This window comes from Mycobacterium sp. Aquia_216 (assembly GCF_026723865.1).
GTDB lineage: Bacteria > Actinomycetota > Actinomycetes > Mycobacteriales > Mycobacteriaceae > Mycobacterium.
Genome location: NZ_CP113529.1, coordinates 4,690,208 through 4,709,581, shown reverse-complemented (window position 1 = coordinate 4,709,581; position 19,374 = coordinate 4,690,208). Strand labels below are relative to the sequence as shown.

At 66.6% G+C, this 19,374-nt stretch carries 19 protein-coding genes; 10 read left to right on the top strand and 9 right to left on the bottom strand.

The features are described from left to right. On the top strand, positions 1–525 hold the full coding sequence (locus tag OK015_RS21960; RefSeq protein ID WP_268126098.1) for a hypothetical protein: 525 nt from the start codon (positions 1–3) through the stop codon (positions 523–525). A gap of 457 nt (positions 526–982) precedes the next feature. Here OK015_RS21960 and OK015_RS21955 read toward each other — a convergent pair whose 3' ends face one another. From OK015_RS21955 to OK015_RS21935, 5 genes are read right to left on the bottom strand one after another with little or no spacing between them, the layout of a single operon-like run. Further along, positions 983–2,482 carry a class I adenylate-forming enzyme family protein gene (locus tag OK015_RS21955; protein ID WP_268126097.1) on the bottom strand — a complete coding sequence of 500 codons (1,500 nt, stop codon included), beginning with the start codon at positions 2,480–2,482 and terminating at the stop codon, positions 983–985. Continuing rightward, positions 2,479–3,414 carry an acyl-CoA dehydrogenase family protein gene (locus OK015_RS21950; RefSeq protein ID WP_268126096.1) on the bottom strand — a complete coding sequence of 312 codons (936 nt, stop codon included), beginning with the start codon at positions 3,412–3,414 and terminating at the stop codon, positions 2,479–2,481. Before OK015_RS21950 ends, OK015_RS21955 begins: the two co-directional genes overlap by 4 nt. Continuing rightward, positions 3,411–4,559 (bottom strand): acyl-CoA dehydrogenase family protein, encoded by a 1,149-nt coding sequence (locus OK015_RS21945; RefSeq protein WP_268126095.1) that lies wholly within the window; start codon positions 4,557–4,559, stop codon positions 3,411–3,413. Before OK015_RS21945 ends, OK015_RS21950 begins: the two co-directional genes overlap by 4 nt. A gap of 2 nt (positions 4,560–4,561) precedes the next feature. Next, positions 4,562–5,683, bottom strand: a complete 1,122-nt coding sequence (locus OK015_RS21940; protein WP_268126094.1) for an acyl-CoA dehydrogenase family protein — start codon at positions 5,681–5,683, stop codon at positions 4,562–4,564. Continuing rightward, entirely contained in the window at positions 5,680–6,744 is a 1,065-nt protein-coding gene (locus OK015_RS21935) for an acyl-CoA dehydrogenase family protein (protein ID WP_268126093.1), read from the bottom strand. Before OK015_RS21935 ends, OK015_RS21940 begins: the two co-directional genes overlap by 4 nt. A 70-nt stretch (positions 6,745–6,814) precedes the next feature. On the opposite strand from OK015_RS21935, the gene OK015_RS21930 reads away from it, so the two are divergent. After that, complete coding sequence (locus tag OK015_RS21930; protein ID WP_268126092.1) at positions 6,815–7,699, top strand: LLM class flavin-dependent oxidoreductase; 885 nt, start codon at positions 6,815–6,817, stop codon at positions 7,697–7,699. On the opposite strand, the gene OK015_RS21925 is transcribed toward OK015_RS21930, so the two are convergent. Both OK015_RS21925 and OK015_RS21920 read right to left on the bottom strand, forming a co-directional pair. Next, positions 7,671–8,381: an SDR family oxidoreductase gene (locus OK015_RS21925; protein ID WP_268126090.1), complete on the bottom strand. Its 711-nt coding sequence runs from the start codon at positions 8,379–8,381 to the stop codon at positions 7,671–7,673. The genes OK015_RS21930 and OK015_RS21925 overlap by 29 nt on opposite strands. Before the next feature lie 16 nt (positions 8,382–8,397). After that, on the bottom strand, positions 8,398–9,219 hold the full coding sequence (locus OK015_RS21920) for a FadR/GntR family transcriptional regulator (RefSeq protein WP_268126088.1): 822 nt from the start codon (positions 9,217–9,219) through the stop codon (positions 8,398–8,400). A 130-nt stretch (positions 9,220–9,349) separates the two neighbouring features. Here OK015_RS21920 and OK015_RS21915 point away from each other — a divergent pair, with 130 nt between their 5' ends. The 3 genes from OK015_RS21915 to OK015_RS21905 are packed head-to-tail and all read left to right on the top strand — an operon-like array spanning position 9,350 to position 12,107. Further along, entirely contained in the window at positions 9,350–11,734 is a 2,385-nt protein-coding gene (locus tag OK015_RS21915; RefSeq protein ID WP_268126086.1) for a CaiB/BaiF CoA-transferase family protein, read from the top strand. An 11-nt stretch (positions 11,735–11,745) separates the two neighbouring features. Beyond that, a complete protein-coding gene (locus OK015_RS21910; RefSeq protein ID WP_268126085.1) occupies positions 11,746–11,937 on the top strand; it encodes a ferredoxin in 192 nt (63 codons plus the stop codon). A 17-nt stretch (positions 11,938–11,954) separates the two neighbouring features. Then, positions 11,955–12,107, top strand: coding sequence for a nuclear transport factor 2 family protein (locus tag OK015_RS21905; RefSeq protein WP_268126084.1), 153 nt, complete (start codon positions 11,955–11,957; stop codon positions 12,105–12,107). Between the two features lies 1 nt (position 12,108). On the opposite strand, the gene OK015_RS21900 is transcribed toward OK015_RS21905, so the two are convergent. After that, entirely contained in the window at positions 12,109–13,407 is a 1,299-nt protein-coding gene (locus OK015_RS21900) for a cytochrome P450 (RefSeq protein WP_442791145.1), read from the bottom strand. Between the two features lie 104 nt (positions 13,408–13,511). On the opposite strand from OK015_RS21900, the gene OK015_RS21895 reads away from it, so the two are divergent. From OK015_RS21895 to OK015_RS21875, 5 genes are all read left to right on the top strand, one after another. After that, positions 13,512–14,621 carry a Rieske 2Fe-2S domain-containing protein gene (locus OK015_RS21895; protein WP_268126081.1) on the top strand — a complete coding sequence of 370 codons (1,110 nt, stop codon included), beginning with the start codon at positions 13,512–13,514 and terminating at the stop codon, positions 14,619–14,621. Between the two features lie 9 nt (positions 14,622–14,630). Beyond that, a complete protein-coding gene (locus OK015_RS21890) occupies positions 14,631–16,217 on the top strand; it encodes an AMP-binding protein (RefSeq protein WP_268126080.1) in 1,587 nt (528 codons plus the stop codon). A 61-nt stretch (positions 16,218–16,278) separates the two neighbouring features. Continuing rightward, complete coding sequence (locus tag OK015_RS21885) at positions 16,279–16,704, top strand: nuclear transport factor 2 family protein (RefSeq protein ID WP_268126078.1); 426 nt, start codon at positions 16,279–16,281, stop codon at positions 16,702–16,704. A gap of 70 nt (positions 16,705–16,774) precedes the next feature. Then, a complete protein-coding gene (locus OK015_RS21880; protein ID WP_268132979.1) occupies positions 16,775–17,248 on the top strand; it encodes an FAS1-like dehydratase domain-containing protein in 474 nt (157 codons plus the stop codon). Further along, positions 17,245–17,691, top strand: coding sequence for a MaoC family dehydratase (locus OK015_RS21875; RefSeq protein WP_268126076.1), 447 nt, complete (start codon positions 17,245–17,247; stop codon positions 17,689–17,691). Before OK015_RS21880 ends, OK015_RS21875 begins: the two co-directional genes overlap by 4 nt. Before the next feature lie 100 nt (positions 17,692–17,791). Here OK015_RS21875 and OK015_RS21870 read toward each other — a convergent pair whose 3' ends face one another. Next, positions 17,792–19,270: an aldehyde dehydrogenase gene (locus tag OK015_RS21870; protein WP_268126075.1), complete on the bottom strand. Its 1,479-nt coding sequence runs from the start codon at positions 19,268–19,270 to the stop codon at positions 17,792–17,794. Between the last annotated feature and the right edge of the window lie 104 nt (positions 19,271–19,374).

Here is a 19,374-nt window from a genome sequence, read left to right as displayed (position 1 = left end):
ATGACCACGCTGGACGAAGAGCAAAACGGCACGGCCGCATCGGAGATCGGCGACGAACTCCACTCCGCCGAAACGGGTCCCGGCTCGGACAAGCTGCATGACGAGCTGCATGACGAGCTTCACGACGAACTGCATGATGAGCTACACGACGAGCTGCACGACGAACTGCATGATGAGCTGCATGACGAGCTGCAGGAAGAGCTTCGCGCCGGACCGAGTTTCGCCCAACGGTGGGCCGCCTACGCCGAGGCACACCCGACGTCGAAACGTGCTCGGACGCTGCGCACCCTGCGGGAGTTGGAATCGCGGGCGATCGATTTGCCGGTCATCGGTAAGTTCCACCGACCCGACAAACACGATGTTGTCTATGTAGTGGGCCTGACCGCCCTGCTAGCGTTCGGGGCCGTCGAGCTACCGATCGCCATCGTCGTGCTGGGCGGCCACGTGCTGGTCAAACAACACTCCAGCCGTTCGCTGGCGGCTGTCGGTGAAGTCATGGAAGACGTGTTCGGCCACCACATCTGAGGTGGTGGCTCGCCACTGGGTGACCTCGTGAGGTGAGTCGTGTCGCGGCCGATGCGGTCCGACCTGCCTAAGGTTGCGTGGGACGGGGCGCAACCACATTTCCCGACATGCAATCACGAAGCTCCTGACTACCCGGGGCGAAGTCGAAGCCGCAGTTGCACTCTTGAACTTGCTGGGGTTTGGGAAGCGCGTTGCAATAGTCGGTGCCGGCCGAGGCCGATGGTGCGGTCCACATAACACCACCGGCCAAGGCTGCCGCTGCAGCGCCGACCGTGGCCACCAATATTCTCGCCTTCATGTTGGGATTCCTTTTCTCTGGAAGACGACGGCACGCTGTCGCTGCTGGTTGCCGCGGTACAGCATTTGTCGCACTACGCTAACCCGCGCCGCCAGATTTTTCTCTGCTCGGTCAGGGACCGGTGCGCAGGTCTGACAACAATCGGGGTCTTGGCAGAGGTCACCCGCCGCGGGCGGCGATCATCGCCGAGCGATTGACCTTGGTCGCCGCCGTGCGGGGAATCGCGTCGACGAACTCGACCGTCTTGGGGGCTTTGTAGGGCGCCAACCGGTTCTTGGCGTGCTCGATCACCTGCTGTTCGGTGAGCGACGCCCCCTCGGCGGCTTGCACCACGGCATGCACCCGGCGCCCCCACCGCTCGTCGGCGAGTCCGATCACCACGACGTCGGCGATGTCGGGGTGACCCGCCAGCGCCGACTCGACTTCGGCCGGAAAGACATTGGCGCCACCGCTGACGATCATGTCGACGCGGCGGTCCACGAGGTAAAGGAAGCCGTCCTCGTCCACGTGGCCGATGTCGCCGGCCGAGCGAAAGCCGTCGTCGGTAGCGGGCAGCGGCGGTGCCCCGCCCAAGTAGCGGTATCCCGCGCTCATCGGCGCGCGCAGATAGATGTCGCCGTCCTCGCCGGTGGGCACCGGGTTTTTGTCGGCGTCCAGAATTCGGATCTCGGTGTCCCGAAAGCCGCGACCCACGCTGCCGGGGTGAGCCAGCCACTCGTCGCCGCGCAGCGCGGTGAGCCCGAGATTCTCCGTCATCCCGTAGGCCGTCACGATCTGCTCGGGGCTCAGCAGCTCGAACCAGGTATGCAACAGCGAGGGCGGCATCACCGCGGCGCCCTGCAGAACGAAGACGACGCTGGACAAGTCGCGCTGCCGGACGTCGGGTCGCGCCGCGATGCGCGCCAGCATGGTCGGCGTGGCGGTGAAGTTGGTGATCCGATAGCGTTCGATCACGTCCAAAACCAATGCCGCATCGAATTTTTCGAGTATGACGAGGTGGTCGCCGGCCAGCATCATCAGGAAGGTTGCGAAGCCGTTGGTGTGGTACATCGGCGCGGGCACCATGATGGTCTGCGGTTGCGCCACCGGTGTCCAGTTCGCCATGAACGGTTCGCCCTGCGCGGGAATCCACAGCGACGGCGCCAAATTGAGGATCACCTTGGGCACGCCGGTCGAACCGCTGCTGCAGATTCCGTTGGCGGTGGGGGACACGGCGGTGGGCAGCGCCTCACGGGATTCGCCGGCCGCGCGCGCCTCGAGGTCCCAGCGGGTCCGTTCGTCGACGACGACGGCGGGGTCGATCACCGCGCGCACCCGATCCCGCTCCCACTCGGGCAGATCCCAATGCATCGGGATCGGAACCGCGCCGATCTTCCAGCAGCCCAGGGTGGCCAATACCAGATGTTGCGAATTTGGAATTGCCAGTGCGACAAGGGAACCCGTCTGCGCTCCGGCGGCAGCCAGGGCCCGGCCCCACTGGTTGGCGCGGACATCGAGCTCACCGAAGGTCAGCGCCTGCGCGGTGCCGTCGAGCGCGATATTGGTCACGGCGGGATCGTCGTGCCGCTCCGAAGCAAGCTCGGCCAGTTTGGTGCCGAACGGGATGCCGTCTTCGAATGGGTTGGGCGCCTCCGACTCGAGTGGTTCGGTACTGCTCACGCCGATACCGGCTCGCTGAACAAGGTCTCCAAGGAGCCGTCGCGGACGTCGGAGATCAGGCGCAGCCCGAGCGCCTCGGCGCCCAGCGGCAACCGAATCAGCGGCTGGGTGTGCCGGTCGAGCACGCCGACGTCGGACTCGTCGCAGAAGCCCAGGGCGCCGAGCAGTTGATGCGAGGTCCGCAGCACCTGCCGTGCGGTATCGGCGGCCTTCAGGCGGAGCACCAGCGCGTCGGCGGAGTGCACCTGCACCGGCAGCGATTCCGGCCGGCAGATGGTGTACTTCGCCAGCTCGTGCAGTCCGCGTACCGCGACCGAGGCATCCGCCACGGCGAACCGGACGGCCTGAAAGTCCGCCAGCGGCTTGCCGAACTGGACGCGGGCCCGCACATGGTCAGTGACGATCTGCAGCGAGCGCTGCATTGCTCCCAGAATCCGCCATGATCCCAGCACGAGATGAAGATTAACGTCGGCGGCCGGAACCGTCCCGTCGGGTGCGCTTATTGAGGCCGGCACCAGGAAGGGTCCCAGCTTGGCGTTCGTCCGCGACGCGATCTGCAGCTGGTAGCGGGTGCCATCCAGGTCGGCGGCGATCCAGTCGCCTGGCAGATCGCCGTGGTCGATGCGGGGTGCCTCGGGATTGACCAGTGCCAGCCGGGCGCCTTCGATTGCCAGGAGCTCCTCGGCGAGGGGATAGGGCAGCGCGTGCGCGCCGGCGGTTTGGCAGAGCACCGCCGCGGCCAGCAGATCGTCGGGGCCGGACCGCACATCGAGCTCGAACGCGCCGAGCTCGCCGAGAGCCGCGCGCGCCGCGTCCCGAACGCGGTCGTCGGTCTCTGCGCGCAGCGCGGCCTGGGGGCCGCCCAGTCGGTCGAACCGCTTGGCGGCGACCGCTGCGAAGTCGATAATATCCTGTGGCAGTGTGGTTTTCACCGATGCTCTCCCAGAGCGTCTCGTGCCACGAGCATGCGCTGCACCTCGATGGTGCCGGATGCCACGGTGGCCGCTTGTGCGTAGCGCCAATGGTCTTCGATCGCTCCGTGTAGTGCCGCCGAGGCGCCGCTGTCCAGCGCGGTCGGACCCAGTACGTCGAACAGCAGCTCGGCGACCTGTTGATCGCAGGTGGTGGTGGCGATACGGGCGGCGCTTGCCGCCGCCCCGGCCGCCGGGTCATCCTGCAGGGACACGGCGCGATAGGCCAGCAGCCTGGCCACCCGCAAGTCGACAAGCGCCCGAACCCAGCGGGCCCGAAGCGATTCGGGCAGCCGGTCCCAGTCCGCGCCGAGCTCGCTCTGCATTCGATGCAGCAGCGACTCACAGCGCGCGTAGCGCGCGATGCCAACGCGCTCGAACGCGAGCGCTTCGCGCATCACCCGCCAGCCGTCGCCCGGCTCACCGAGAACGTCGCCGGGGAATGCCCGCACATCGTCGAGGAACATCTCGTTGAGGTGGTGCGGACCCAGCATCGACGGTATTCCCCGCACCGTGAAACCCTGGCGGTCCATCGGAATCAGAAAGAGAGTGAGCCGCTTGTGCTTTGGGGCGTCGGGGTCGGTGCACGTCGCCAGCACGCACCACGATGCCATCTGCGCGTACGACGTCCACACCTTCTGGCCGGTGATGCGCCAGCCGTCCCCGTCCGGCACGGCGCGCGTGCGCAACGAGACGAGGTCGGTTCCGGCCTCCGGTTCGGAGAAGCCTTGGCACCAGATCACATCGCCGGACGCGATGGCCGCCAGGTGCTTTGCCTTCTGTTCCTCCGTCCCGTACCGCATCAGCGCCGGGCCGACCCAGTTGACGCCCATGTACTGCGGGCCGCGCGGCTCATGCTGGGCCCACATCTCCTCGCGCAGCACCGTCTGCTGCCAGACCGAACCACCGCCGCCGCCATGCTCTTTCGGCCAGGCCAGCGCCAGCAGCCCCTCGGCGGCCAGCAGCTTGCAGAACGTCTCGGTGGTGGCGAGGTCTTGCGGATCCTCCGTGCAGGCACCGAGGAAATCGGGCGGCACGTGGTGGGCGATCAACTCCCGCAGGCGGTGTCGCAGTTCGACGGCGTCGTCGCCGAGGTCGTAGTCCATCGTTATCCCTTCGGCAGCCCGAGCAGTCGCTCGGCGATGATGTTGCGCTGTACCTCTGACGTTCCGCCGTAGATGGTGGCGGCCAGCGCGTCCTGGCGTTCGAACAGCAGATCCGGGTCGCTGGCCGAGCGCGGCCCTTCAGCGGCTGCCGCCAGTTCCCAAACACGTTGCAAGGTAACCGATCCGAGCAGCTTCATGATGTCGGCTTCCGGGCTGGGCCGGCCGGCGAGTTCGTTGCCCAGCGCGCGGTACCCGGTGGCCCGTAGCGCTTCGGCGTCGGCGAGTAGCGACCCGAGCTCGGCGCACAGATCCTGGCCGTCCTCGGGGGCGCCCTGACTCGCCCCGCGTACCGCATCGAGCCCACGCTTGATCTCGACCCAGTTCATGATCCAGATCATCTGGCGTTCGTGGTGCAACGACGACAGTGCGACGTTCCAACCGCCGTTCACCGGGCCCAGCAGGTTTTCCGCCGGGATTTCGGCGTCGTCGAGGAAGACCTCGCAGAATGTCTCGTCGGAGATCGAGGACATCCGGATGGGTTCGATGCGCACGCCGGGGGAGTGCAGATCGAGGATCAGGCACGACATGCCACGGTGTTTCGGCGCGTCCGGATCGGTGCGTGCATAGAGTGTGCACCACCGCGATTCGTGCGCCTGCGTGGTCCAGATCTTGTGACCGTTGACCCGGAAGACGTCTCCGTCCCGCTCGGCGCGGGTGCGCAGACCGGCGAAATCCGAGCCGGCTTCCGGCTCGGACATACCCAGCGCCCACCACTCGTCGCCACGCAGCAGGGGCACCAGCAAGCGGTCGATCTGAGCCGGTGTGCCGAACTGCCGGATGCCGGGTGCCGCGACGCCCGGCCCCTGGATGTTGGGCAGCTTGGGCGCCGAGCGCACCGCCCCCTCGATCCGGATCTCCATCGCGTCGCGCAAACCCAGCGAGCGGCCGCCGTGTTCGCGCGGCCAGGTCGGCTGCAGCCAGCCCGCTTCGAAAGCGGCGCGCTGATAGTCGCGGCGCAGCGGGATGTCCCAGCGATACCTGCGGTAGTTCTCGTAGTAATCGTCGGGCAGGAAAGCGGCCAGCCAGTCGACGAACTCGGCGACCACCACGGATGGAGTGGTCATGCGGCACCTCCCGCGTAGCGGCGGCCCACCTGGTGATAGAGCGAGCGGCTGTCTCCCAACAGCGCCGCACCCTGCCACGCGTGCCGCACGTAGAGGTGCATGTCGTGCTCCCAGGTCTGCGCGAGCGCACCGTGCACCTGAACCGCGGTACGCGCACAGCCGGCCGCGGCGTCGCCGGCCGCCGCCTTGGCCAGTGCCGCGGCGGTCCAGGCATCCGCGGGTGCGGTGCTCGGGTCGGCGAGGCGAGCCGCGGCCGCGTAGGTCAGGCTCCGGGCCCGCTCCAGGCCGACATAGTTGTCGGCCAGCGCGTGCTTGATTCCCTGAAAGGCGCCGATCGCGGTGCCGAACTGACGGCGTGCCTTCGCGTGCTCGACGGACCGGTGCAGGGCCGCGCCGGCCACCCCGACCAGGTCGGCGGCGACGGCCACCAACGGTGCGGTCAGCGCTGATTCGAGGTCGACGGGCGCCGATGCCAGGGGCGCGGTGTCGATCTCGACATCGGCCACCGGTTGGGCGGGATCGGTGGACTCGCCCGCAGTGATCGTCACGCCGTCGCCGCTGCGGACGACCACGGCGACATACCCGTCGACGGACCTGGCCAACGTGACGATCAACTCTGCCCGCGACACGTTGGGGACCGCGACCGCCCGGCCGCGCACCCGTCCGTGGCGCAGCGTCATCGGTGCTCCCGCGGTCCGAGATCCCTTGGCGTGCACCGCAAGGGTGGCAACGACCCCGCCGGTGATATCGGTGAGCACCGAGTCCAGCCCGCACGCGCGCAAGACGCCCGCGGCCAGCCCGACGCTGCTGAGCAATGGAATTGGCGCCAGCGCTGCGCCGCACTCCTCGAGAACCACTGCCAGCTCGACGGGCCCGTAGTCCCCCACCCCGGGTGCGGCCAGCTCGGTCCAACCCAGGTCGACTACCGTTTTCCACAGAGTGCGCCAGCGGTCCGGATCGGTGAAGGCCTGCCGGGCGGCATCGGGAGGGCATTCGGTGCGCAAGATGCCGCGCACGGTGTCGCGCAGCGACAGCTGATCCGAAGTCAGTCCGACGTCCATAAGACCCCTAACATAATAAAGATAGTAAACTAGCGGCGCGGTGGCAATCGGGACGAGCATAGGTGGGCGGATGGTCGAGTGGTATCTGTTCCTGCCGCAGGTGCGGTTGTCCGTGGGCGATATCAGCGACCGGGCCCGTCATGCCGAGGCCAGTGGTTTCGATGGGATGGCGTTTATCGATCACCTCGAGGCGCCTGGGTTGCCCGGCGAAAGTATTTGGGAGGCAATGGCCGTCGCCACCTGGGTGGCGGCCAAGACCGAACGGCTGCGGATCGGTCATCTGGTGCTGTGCGACGCCTTCCGCCATCCAGCCGTGCTCGCCAAACAAGCTGTCACTTTGTCGGACGCCTCGGGCGGCAGGTTCGATCTGGGTCTCGGTTCGGGGTCGTGGCCCGCCGAATTCACCAGATTCGATGTCGGTCAGCAGGATCCGGTGGCCCGCGTTCAGCAGCTCGGCCGTCACCTGGCCGTGATCAGGCAGTACTGGGGCGATGAAACCAAAGAGGCCTCCGACGAGGACGGCGCGGTTCAGTTGCCGAAGCGCAACCATCCGATACCGCTGGTTCTGGGTGGCAGCGGTCCGCGACTGATGGAACTCGTTCGCAATTACGCGGATTGGTGGAACCTGCAGGCCAACCACATCGACCGGTTGCCCAAGCTGGCCCCGGCTGCGGGCAGCGCCCGGATTTCGGTTCAGCAGATGATCGGCTTCGTCCGGTCGGGCGCCGATCCCGACACGGTGCGTGAGGTGAGCACGCGCCGATTCGGCAACCTCGGGGCGGGATTGGTCTGCGGCGACGCCGACGAGCTGACCCGGCACTTCGCAAGTCTGGCCGCCCAGCGGGTCGAGCGCTTCTACGTGTGGTTCGCCGATTTCGCGAACCCGGAATCCTTACACGAGTTCGGCGAAACGGTGATCAAGGCGTTCACTGGCGCCGCCGACGGGCTTCCGTAGGCACCACCGGCGGCCGGGCGAACGGACCCCGCTGGACCGCGGCCAGCCGGATCTCCGGCAGGTCGACCGACGGGTCGACGGTGTCCAGCCAGGCGACCGCCTCGGCGACGTCGGCGACCTGGATCGCGTACATCTCGAAGGGAACATCCTGCAGCATCTCGGTTTCCACCGGGCCCGGCGTCACGATGTGCACGGCGATGCCATCCCGGTCGACTTCGAGTGCCAGGGCCCGGGCGAACGCGTTCATGCCGGCCTTAGACGCGGAGTAGGCGGTACGGGCCGGCATCGGCTCGTGGGCAGCCGACGACGAGATGAACACCAGCCGCGAGCCGGCCCGCATGCGCGGCAACGCCGCCGCGGTGACCACGAAGCAGGAATCCAGGTTGGCCGAGATGATGGTCTGCCACTGCGCAAAAGTCTGCTTGCGTGCATAGGTTCCGCCCAGCGCGCCGGCGGCGTGGACGACCAGGTCAATCGTCTCCAAAGCGCTTATCGCAGCGGCGAATCCATCCGGATCGGACGCGTCGGCCACGATGTGACGGGCGCCGATCTCCTCGGCGGCCGCGCGCAACGGGCCCTCGCGCCGGGCGGCCAGCACCACGTCGTAGCCCAGCTCGGCGAGCTTGCGGCCGCAGCCCTTTCCGATCCCGCCGCTGCCGCCGGTGACCAACGCGGTTCGCATGGAGTGAGCGGCTCCCTCAGGAGTGGCGGATATCCCGCGGGCGCGACAACGCCTGCGGCGATAGCGCGTAGATGCGTTGGGAGGGCCGACCGGCCAGCACATAGGTCTGCGTGTCGGCGAGGTGGCGGCCCGCGATGCGCCGCGCCCGATCGACGTCGCCCTCCGCGATGGTCTCGGCCAGCTTGGTGTGGGTGTTGAGCACCGCGCGTCGCTGGGCCAGCGAGGGATAGGTCCCACGCGCCGCGCTCTCGTCGGCCCACTGCTTTTCGTGGCTGGACCACAACGTCTCCAGGCTGCCGACGACCGCGATGATGGTGTGATTGCCGCAGCCCTGAACGATGAGATCGTGGAACTGGCGGCCGATTTCGGTGAACAGCCGGCCGTCGTCGAGATGCTCGGCCATGGCGTCGTTGATCTGCTTGAGTTCCGGCACCAGGGTGTCGGCCCGGTCCGGCCGCTGAGCCGCCAATGCGGCGCAGGCGGGTTCGAGCTCTTGCAACGCCATGCCCAGGTCGGCGACCTCAACGGCCTCGCTCTGCAGCAACAGCCCCAGCATGTAGGCCGCGCTGGTTTTCGCCGGTGCATGCACGACGGCGCCGCCACGGTTGCCCCGCCGGACCGAGACCAGGCCCTCGGTTTCCAGGATGCGCAGTGCTTCGCGCAGCGAGACCAGGCTGACGTTGAATTGTTCGACCAGTACTTCCTGGCGCGGCAAGAGATCGCCGTCGGCAAGGTCGCCATCGATGATCTGCCGACGTAATTCGTCGGCTACGATTTCGGCGATCCTCGGCGCCGACAGGCGGCGACGAGCATCGGGACCAATTCCCAGAGCGGGCATCCAATCCTCGCAGTCGCGGCAGGGAGAGCGGCGCGGCACCACGCGCGCATGCTCAGCTGGCTTAGCTATTTTAGCAGTAATGATATAAATAGCATCTCTGGTCGCGTGTCGATCGGAAGGGCGGAAGCAATTGAGCCAGGGGTCTGATGACCGTCCGACACCGCTGCACGAGTTGCGTGTCGTCGAGATCAGCGACCGGATAGCTGGCAGCTACTGTGGGAAGTTGCTGGTCGACGCCGGGGCGCAGGTGCGCAAAATTGAACCATCGCAAGGGGATTGGCTGCGCCGGTATTCCGCCACCTGTTCGCCGATGCCCGACGGCCAGGCGTCTCCGTTCTACAGCTACCTCAACGCCGGCAAGCGCAGCATGACCTTCGCGCCCGGCTCCGATCGGTTTCGCGCCGAATTGGCCGGCGCGGACGTGATTATCCTCACGGCCGGCCCGTCGCGGTCCGCCGCGCTGGGCATCGATCCGCGGCAGCTACTGGCCGATGCGCCGCAAGCGATCGTGGTGACGATCTCCGACTTCGGCTGGACCGGACCGTATGCCGACCGCGCGGCCAGCGAATTAACCCTACAGGCCTGGGCGGGCTCGCCCGGCTTCCGCGGCGATCCGGCCGGACCGCCCATCTCGATCGGCGGCGACCTCGGGGAGTACATGGGCGGTGTGTTCGCCGCGTTCGGTGCGCTGGCCCTGCGCCGCCGCGTCGAGCACGGCGGTCCCGGTGAGCATCTCGACCTGTCCATGCTCGAGGCGATGACCTTGATGCAGAGCAGCGAATGGCTCCATTCGCAGCTGCTGCGGGTGCCGCCGATCAGCCGCACCACCGAAGTTCCTTCGATCGAGCCGGCCAAGGACGGCTACGTCGGGATCACCATGGTCACCGGTCAGCAATGGCTCGACTTCCTGGCGATGGTCGAGTGCCCGCGGCTCGAAGAGATTGAGCAGCTGCGCTTTCAGATCGGCCGCTGGGGCTACCGCGACCTGATCCGCGAGGAGATCGGCCCGTGGCTGGCCGAACGGACCGTCGCCGAGATCGTCGAGCTTGGCCAACTGTTCCGGCTGCCGATCGCGGCACTGGGCAACGGCGCCACGATCCGCGAGGTGGAATACGCCGTCGAGCGCGGGGTGTACCTGGAAAACCCCGCCGGCTTTCACCAGCCCCGCCCACCGTGGCTGATGTCGGCGTGCGCGGCCGCAGCGCCGGGCGACACCGCCGCCCCCGGCGCCGACAACGACGAATCGGCCTGGCGCACAAGCACACCCATACAGGATCTGGGCTCTCCGACACGGCCGCTGGAAGGTGTCCGAATCGTCGACCTGACCGCCTTCTGGGCCGGGCCGGCCGCGACCCACCTGCTGGCGGCGTTCGGCGCCGAGGTGATCAAGGTGGAGTCGATTCAGCGTCCGGACGGCATTCGCTACTCCGGTGGCATGCGCAAAGACGTGGACGACTGGTGGGAGTACGGCTGGGTATTCCACGCGATGAACACCAACAAGCGGTCCGTCACTTTGGATTTGAACTCCGATGAGGGACGTGGGCTGCTCCTTAAGCTGGCGGCCGGCGCCGACATCGTGATCGAGAACTTCTCACCGCGCGTGATGGACCACTTCGGGCTGACCGCCGATGTGCTGCTCGATGTCAATCCCAAACTGGTCGTCGCCCGGATGCCCGCGTTCGGGCTGGACGGCCCGTGGCGCGACCGGGTCGGATTCGCCCCCACCATGGAGCAGCTCGCCGGGCTGGCCTGGGTGACGGGGCTGCCGGATGCGCCGCCGGTGACGCCGCGCGGCGCCTGCGACCCGCTGGCCGGCGTGCACGCCGCCTTCGCCGTGCTGGCCGCGCTGAACTTCGCCGAACGCACCGGCATCGGTCAGCAACTCGAGCTACCGATGCTCGAAACGGTGTTGAACGCCGCCGCGATACAGGCGATCGAATCCGAGGTCTTCGGAAAGACGTTGAGCCGCTGCGGCAATCGCGGTTTTGGCGGGTTGGTTCAGAATCTCTACCGGTGTGCCGGAGACGACGATTGGATCGCGATCACCGTGCGCGACGACGAGCAGTGGTTCGCGCTGGTCGAACAGATGGGGCGGCCGTCCTGGTGTGACGAGGGTCTGGGCACCGTCGCCGGCCGGCAGCGGCGAGCCGACGACATCGATCGGCGGCTGCAGGAATGGTTTGCCGGGCAGCCGCTGGAGGCGACGGTGGAGCGGCTGGCCGGCGCCGGTGTGCCCGTCGCGCCCGTGGTCTCGCCGTCGCTGGTGACCGAGAACCCCCAACTGCGCGACCGGGGTTTTTTCGAGACGCTGCAGCACTCGAGCATCGGGTCAGCGCTATATCCGTGCCCGCCGTTCGCGTTGCTGGCCGGCCGGGACCGCTGGCTGCTGCGCCCGCCGCCGCTGCTCGGCGAGCACAATGGAGAAGTACTGCGCGATTGGTGCGGGCTGACCGACGAAGAATTGGCGAACCTCGCCGCCAGCGGGGTCATCGGAACCCGTCCCAAGGGCCTATGAGGAGGCATTTCATGCGCGTGATTGTCGACGAGACCTTGTGTGAAGCCCAAGGCTTCTGTGAGTCACTCGCCCCGGACGTGTTCGAACTGGGCGACGAGGACGTGGTGCAGATCGCCGAGGGCCCGGTGTTGCCGGACCGCGAGATCGACGTCCGCGCCGCGGTGGACCAGTGCCCGAAGGCCGCGCTGCGGTTGCAGGACTGAGGAATTCCGAGTCGTCCATGCCGTCGCCGACTTCTTCGACCGGTGCGCCCTACGTCAACCGATTCGTCTCCGTGATCACGATCGAGGGCCGAAAGATCGTGCACTGGCGCGACTACCTGGATCCGTTGGCGGTGTTCGTCGCATTCGGAGACGGGCCGGCGCCGTCCTGACTCAGCGCCGCCCGGTCAGCGAGATCGGCATCTCGTCATAGATCGACATGTTGGTGGTCAGGTTCGGATACGACACCGTGGCGGGCCCGATGTCGATGCGATCGCAGCGCAGCAGTAGCTCGTCGAGCACCGCCCGCAGCTCGGCGCGGGCCAGCATCGCGCCCAGGCAGTGGTGTGGTCCGCCGCCGCCGAATGCCACGTGCGGGTTGGGTTGGCGGCCGATGTCGAAAGTGAACGGCGACGGGAAGACTTCCTCGTCGCGGTTGGCCGAACGCAGCATCGACACCACTCGGTCGCCCGCGGGGATGTGCTGGCCGTCCATTTCCACGTCGATCTTCGCGGTGCGGGTCCAATACGCCACCGGTGACGCCCAGCGCAGCACCTCCTCGACGGCACCGGGCCGCAGCGCTTCCGATTCGCGATAGCGTTCGATCTGCTCGGGATCGGCGACGAATGCCTGCAGCCCGATCGCCAGTGCGTTTTTGGTGGTGTCGCTGCCGGCGAACGCCAGCACGAAGAAGAAGAACTCGAGTTCGTTTTCGGGCAGGCTGAATTGCTCGCCGTCGTCGCCGGTGATCACCGCGGACGCCAGCGTGGACCAGATGTCGTCGGTAGGGTTGCTCCGCTTTTCGGCGGTGAGCTCCATCGCGTACTCGAAGACCGCGGCAAAGAGGTCGAGTTCTACCCGCCCGCTCAGGCGCGCCTCGGGCGCAAGCGCCTTCAGGATGCGGTCGAAGAGGTCGAAGATTCGCGGCCGATCGTCCTCGGGGATGCCGATGATGTCGCCGATCACCGTCATCGGCAACGCGTCGGCGACATCGGAGATCCAGTCCCCGCCGCCCTCGGCAAGTAGGCGGTCGATCATCCCGGCCGCTCGCGCCCGGATGCCCTCCTGCAGCTTGGCGATCGCTCGCGGATTGAACGCGCCTGCGATCAGCTTGCGGCGCTTGTTGAGGTCCGGCGGGTCCAGCGTGATGATCGTCGGGGAGGACGAGAACATGGCGACCGGCTGGATGAGCGGCCCGTCGACCGCGGTGAACGACTCGGTGTCGCGGTGCAGGCGGACCGCATGCCGGTGCTTGGTGGCGACCCAGAATTGGCGCTGGACGGTGTCGGCGACACCCGGTGTCAGGTCGTGCCGGAAAAGTGCCCTGGTGCGCCGCAAGTCGGCGAACAACTCGTCGGGAAAACCGTTACGCCACAAGGCGAAATCCGACAGGTCCACTGCAGCAGCAGTCATGCGCAACTCCGCTTGCTCACCCGCCACGCGACCACCGGCTGGCACCGCGTTGACGTTCAATGCTTAAAATAGTAAAAATAGACTTTAGTCGTCGAAACGCGGTGAGGTAAGTGCGGCCCAATTGCGCCCGACTCACGCTGGTCCAGGTGGGAAACGGAGTTCTTGTGACGAATGCGATTTCAGAGTCCGACCCGTCGGAACGTGAGTTCGGACAGTCCGGCATCGCGCTGTCCACCTATCGGTTCCCGACGGGGTGGTTCATCGTTGCCTTCGCCAGCGATGTGGCGCCCGGGCAAGTCAAGCGGCTGCACTACTTCGGTGAGGAGATGGTGCTCTTCCGCACCGCGTCCGGCAAGGTCAACGTGCTGGACGCGTACTGCCAGCACCTCGGCGCCAATATGGGCGTCGGCGGCACGGTCGAAGACGAGAACATCGTCTGTCCCTGGCACGGCTGGCAGTGGCGTGGTGATGGCAGCAACGCGTTGATCCCGTACAGCAAGATCGGTTGCAAGAACAACGTCCGCATCCGCACCTACCCGAGCATCGAGTGGTACGGGTTCATCCTGGTCTGGCATGAACGTCACGGGCGTGCGCCGTACTGGCAGCCGCCGGCGCTGCCCGAACTGGAAACCGGCGAGTACTACCCGCTGCACCCGCACAGTCGGATGCTCAACCGGGTCAAGGTGCACGCGCAGATGATCATCGAGAATGCGGCCGACCCGTACCACGTGCAGTACGTGCACAAGGCCGCCAACCCCGCCAACACCGCCTCGTTCGAGGTGGCGGGATACCACCTGCACGCCACCGTCAACGCCCACTTCGGTGGGGGCCGGGCCAAGACGTGGCTGACCCCCAACGGGCCGGTCGACGCCAAGATCATCTACGACAACTACTCGCTCGGATTGGGGCTCGTCCGGTTCCCGAGTGACCTGGTGGCCACCATTGAGGTCACCGGGCAGACGCCGGTCGACGAGGACTACACCGACTACTTCTATACCCAGGCGTCGATCCGCGAGCCGGGCGACACCGGCGACGTGCCCACCGGGCGCGCGGCGAAATTCCTGGCGCTGCAGCAAGAGGTCATCAAACAGGACTTCTTCACCTGGGAAAACATGAAATACCTGGAGAAGCCGAACTTGGCTCCCGAAGAGGCACACGACTACGCGGCCCTGCGCCGGTGGGCGCACCGCTTCTACCCGGGCACCGATCCCTCGCCCACCGACTTCGGGTACACCGCGGAAGGCGAGCCCGATCCGGCGGCCGCGAAAGCCTAAGTGGCGCTGATGCACTCGCTGCGGAGTAGGCCCCTGGGGCCCTCCGATTTCGGCGTCGATCGTTTTACCGTCCCGGCTGTGCTGGATCGCCGGGCTCAGCAGTACCCCGATCGGGTGATGATGTCGATCGCCGGTACCGAGGTGACGTTCGAGCAGATGCGGCAGCGCTCTTGCGCGGCGGCCGACGTGCTGAGCGAATTGGGGGTGGGGCGCGGCGATGACGTGGCGCTGTTCACCGGCACCTGTCCGGATTGGGTGTACTTCTGGCTGGGCGCGGCCCGCATCGGCGCGGTGAGCGCGGCGGTCAACGCCGCGAACAAGGGAGACTTCCTGCTGCACACCCTGCGGTTGTCGCGCGCCAAGGTGATCCTCACCGACCCCGAGCGCCGTGCCCGCGTTGACGAGGTCGTCGACCGGTTGGACACGGTGACCGACGTGGTGGTGCAAGACGATTCGCTCAGCGACCGGCTTATGCGCGAGGGCGCCCGCAGCGGGGCCGACGACTGCGCGGAACCCGACGAGGTGGGGGCGCTGTTCTACACGTCGGGCACCACCGGACCATCGAAAGCCGTTGCCACGAGCTGGAATTACCTGTTCTCGGTTGCCGCGACCGTCGCCTCGGCCTGGGAGTTGCGGTCGGGCGAGGCGTTGTGGACGGCGATGCCGTTGTTCCACCTGAGCGCGGCGCCGAGCGTGCTGGCCCCGATGCTGGTCGGCGCGACGACCGTGCTGGCGCAGGCTTTCCATCCCGGCCGGGTGTGGGATGACATTCGTACCCATGGCGCCGTCGGCTTCGCCGGAGCGGGCGCGATGGTGTCGATGCTGCAGAATCTTCCCCCCGATGCGCGTGACGCACAGCTGCCGCTGCGGTTCATCTCCGCCGCGCCGATCGACGCGAGCTCCTACCACGAGATCGAAAAGCGTTACGGCTGCCGCATTGTGACGATGTACGGAATGACCGAAGCTTTCCCGATCACGGTCAAAGGCGTGGCCGATACGGGGGTCCCCGGAACGTCGGGCCGGCCCAATCCCCATTTCGACGTGCGCATCGTCGACGACGACGGCAACCCGCTGCCTGCCGGCACCGTTGGCGAGATCGCTTGCCGACCCCGGCATCCGCACGTGATGAGCGAGGGCTACGTGGGTCAACATGCGCGGGTGGACCCGCACCCGGAATGGTTCCGGACCGGTGATCTCGGACGACTCGACGCCGATCAGAACCTGACATATCTGGACCGGATCAAGGATTCGCTGCGCAGGCGCGGCGAGAACATCTCCTCGGTCGAAGTGGAACGCGTCGTCATGTGCCATCCCGCGGTCGGCGAAGCCGCAGCGATCGGGGTGCCCAGCGAACTGGGCGAGGACGACATCCTGCTGGTCGTCGCGTTGCGCCCGGGGGCCGCGCTGGATTGCGCCGAGTTGCTGGACTTCTGTGCCGGCCGCATGCCGTACTTCTGCGTGCCCCGCTACGTCGAGCAGGTCAACGAACTCCCGAAGAACGCGATCGGACGGGTCCGTAAAGATTTACTGCGAGCCAAAGGTTTGACGTCAGGGGTCTGGGATCGAGAAGAATACGGATATATTGTTAAGCGGTAAGTAAAGTCCATGTTACGTAGATCGTTTCTTTTTTCCTTCGGGGAGAGGCTGGCGAGTAGAAATGACCATGACCTACCAGCAGGAACAGTTCCTGCAAGCCGCGACCGGCCGCGACGCGATCTTGAATTTGAACGCCCGGCACAATCGCGCCTACTCCGACGGCGACCGCGACAGCTGGATCGCGACGTTTCGTCATTCCGGTGCCAGCTTCGTTCGTGACGGGGAACTGTTCGCCGATCTGCGGTTGGCGTTCGACGGCGGCGAAGGACAACGCTTGGTGACCGTCGATCACGAGATCGCCGTCGAGGGTGTCCACGCGATGCAGCGATGCGTCGCCGTGCTCTTCTCCGCCGCGTTCGGCGAGACCACGCTGCGCGCCACCGGGACCTACCGGGATGAGCTGATCTACGAGCGCGGCGGCTGGTACTACACGTCGCGCAATCTCTCCTGGGATCTGGTGCCCAGCCGGCACCCGCTTGTTATGTAAGCGGCACCGATACGTGGATTCCGAGCTCAGCTATCAACTAGCCTTCGGCACATACGAGGACGCGCTGCGCATGGTCGGCGCGGCAAGCGAACCGCGGACCGCGGTGACACCGGTTAGTGGCGCGCGTATTCAGTTGTATGCCTCGATGATTCACGACGAGAATCGTTCGTACTGGGACCCGGAGTTCGCGCGGCAGCAGTGGGGAGGCCTGCTGGCCCCGCCGGGACTGTTGATGGGATGGCTGATACCTCCGCCGTGGGAGCCCGGGGGCAGGCGGCCGGCGGCATCGCTGATCTTGCGAGTACCGTTGCCGGGCACCACATTCATCAACGCCGCCAACGACGTCGAGTTCCCGGAACCCATCGTCGAAGGCGACATGCTCACCTGCGTCGAGGAATTGGTATCGGTGTCACCGCAGAAGCAGACCCGGTTGGGTGTCGGCCATTTCATCGAGACGCTGGAGACCTATCGCCGCCAGGACGGGACCGTCGTCGCCCGATCGCGGAATACGTTGTTCCGCTTCACCCCCGGAGCTCCGGAGTGACCGGCGCGGATCTGGATTGGAACGAGATCGAAATTCCCGCCGAGCTGCCCGAAGTGGTCGACGAGATCAGCTATCAGCGGGTCGTGGAGAACGCCGGCGCGACGTGGGATTATTTCCCGGGCCACTTCGATCCCGAATATGCGCAAAGTCAAGGGAACCCAACGATTTACCTCAACACCATGCATCTCGCCGGGTTCGCCGACCGTGTCGCGACCGATTGGGCCGGACCGAGCAGCCGGGTGGTGCGCCGCTCGTTGCGGCTGGCCGGTTCGGTCTACGCGGGCGACACGATGATCGGCCGGGGCCGGGCGGTGGCCAAGCGGCGGGACACGTCGGTGGACCCGGCGCGCTACCTGGTCGACATCACGATCGAAGTGACCAACCAGCATGGCGCCCTGTGCTGCCCGGTCGAGCTCACCCTGCAGTTGCCCGAAAGTGGTTGATCGCACCGCCGAACTGCAGCTGGCACGCGACAGCGATGTGCAGGCCAAACTCCTTGCGCGCCTTGGTCGTGATCCCGCATGGCGGCCGGAGCGCGCTAGCTCATAGCGGCGGCATCTGCCCTTTGGCGATTACCGTCTGGAGCTCGACATATTCGTCGAGGCCTTCCGGCCCGAACTCGCGGCCGATGCCCGAGTGCTTGAAACCGCCGAACGGGCTGCCGATGTCGAGCGTATACATGTTGATGCCGTAGGTGCCCGCGCGCACGCTGGCGGCGACTTCCAGGCCGTGGGCGATATCCGCGGTCCACACCGAACCGGCCAGGCCATAGTCGCTCTCGTTGGCGATCCGGACCGCGTCGGATTCGTCGCGATAGCGCAGCACGGTCAACACCGGGCCGAAAATCTCCTCCCGGGCGATGCGCATGTCGTTGGTCGCATCGACGAAAAGTGTTGGCCGCACATACCAGCCGCGCTCGGCCGGCCTGTCTTTCGCGGTATTGAGACCACCGAGCACGATGCGGGCGCCCTCGCTTTGTCCGGACTGGATGTACTCCTGCACTTGCCGTTGATGCCGTTGAGCGAAGAGAGGTCCGATGTCGGTCGCCTCGTCGGTCGGATCCCCGACGTTGAGATCCGACATCATCTCGGCCAGCGCGTCGACGAACTCATCATGGCGACGTTCGCTGACCAACAGGCGGGTCTGCGCGACGCAGGCCTGTCCGTTGTTCATCAGGCTGGCCGACTTCAGCCCGGCCACCGTCTTGGCGATATCGGCGTCGTCCAGGATGATCGCCGCCGACTTGCCGCCGAGTTCCAGGCTCACCCGTTTGAGCTGCTCTCCGCAGAGCGTGGCGATGCGGCGTCCGACGGCGCTGGAACCGGTGAAGGAGATCTTGTCCACGCCCCGATGGCGCACCAGTGCCTCACCGACGTCGGTACCGCCCGGCAGCACGGACACCACGCCTTCCGGCAAGCCGATCTGCTCGATCATTTCTGCCAACCACAAAGCGTCCAAAGGTGTTTCGGGTGCGGGCTTGATAATCACCGTGCAGCCGGCGATCAGGGCCGGGATGAGCTTGGGCATGATCAGGAATTGCGGCACGTTCCACGGGACAATCGCTGCGACCACCCCGACCGGCGCCCGGCGGAGGTGTACTTCGCCGAGCACACCTTGGCGGCGTTCGGCCCAGGGGAAGTCGCGGGCGGCGGCCAGCGTGAGGTGGATCATCGCGGCCGCGGCGGCGCCTTGGCCCATCCTGCTGAAGGTGCGCGGAGACCCCATCTCATCGGTGATCAGGTCGGCCATCTCGTCGACGTGGCCGGCATAGATCGCGGCGAACTCTTCAACCTTGGCCATCCGCTCGGCGTGGGTCAGTCGTGGCCACGGGCCGTGGTCGAAAGCCTGCCGCGCGGCGGCGACCGCGGCGTCGACATCTTCGGGACCGGCAACTTGGACGTGGCCGATCGGCGCCTCGGTATGGGGAGAGATCACCGCGAGCTGCTGTGGGGCCGCGGGTTTGCGCCACTGCCCGCCGATGAACAGCTCGTTGTAAGAACGATGGTCGGAATGTTCTGTCACCGGGGCACTTCCTCAAAAGATGGGACCGCGACCGCAATTTCGCTATTGACGCTAACATAGCCAAAAAAGCGGTTTGCGCCCTAGCGGTGCCTTCTGTCGAAACC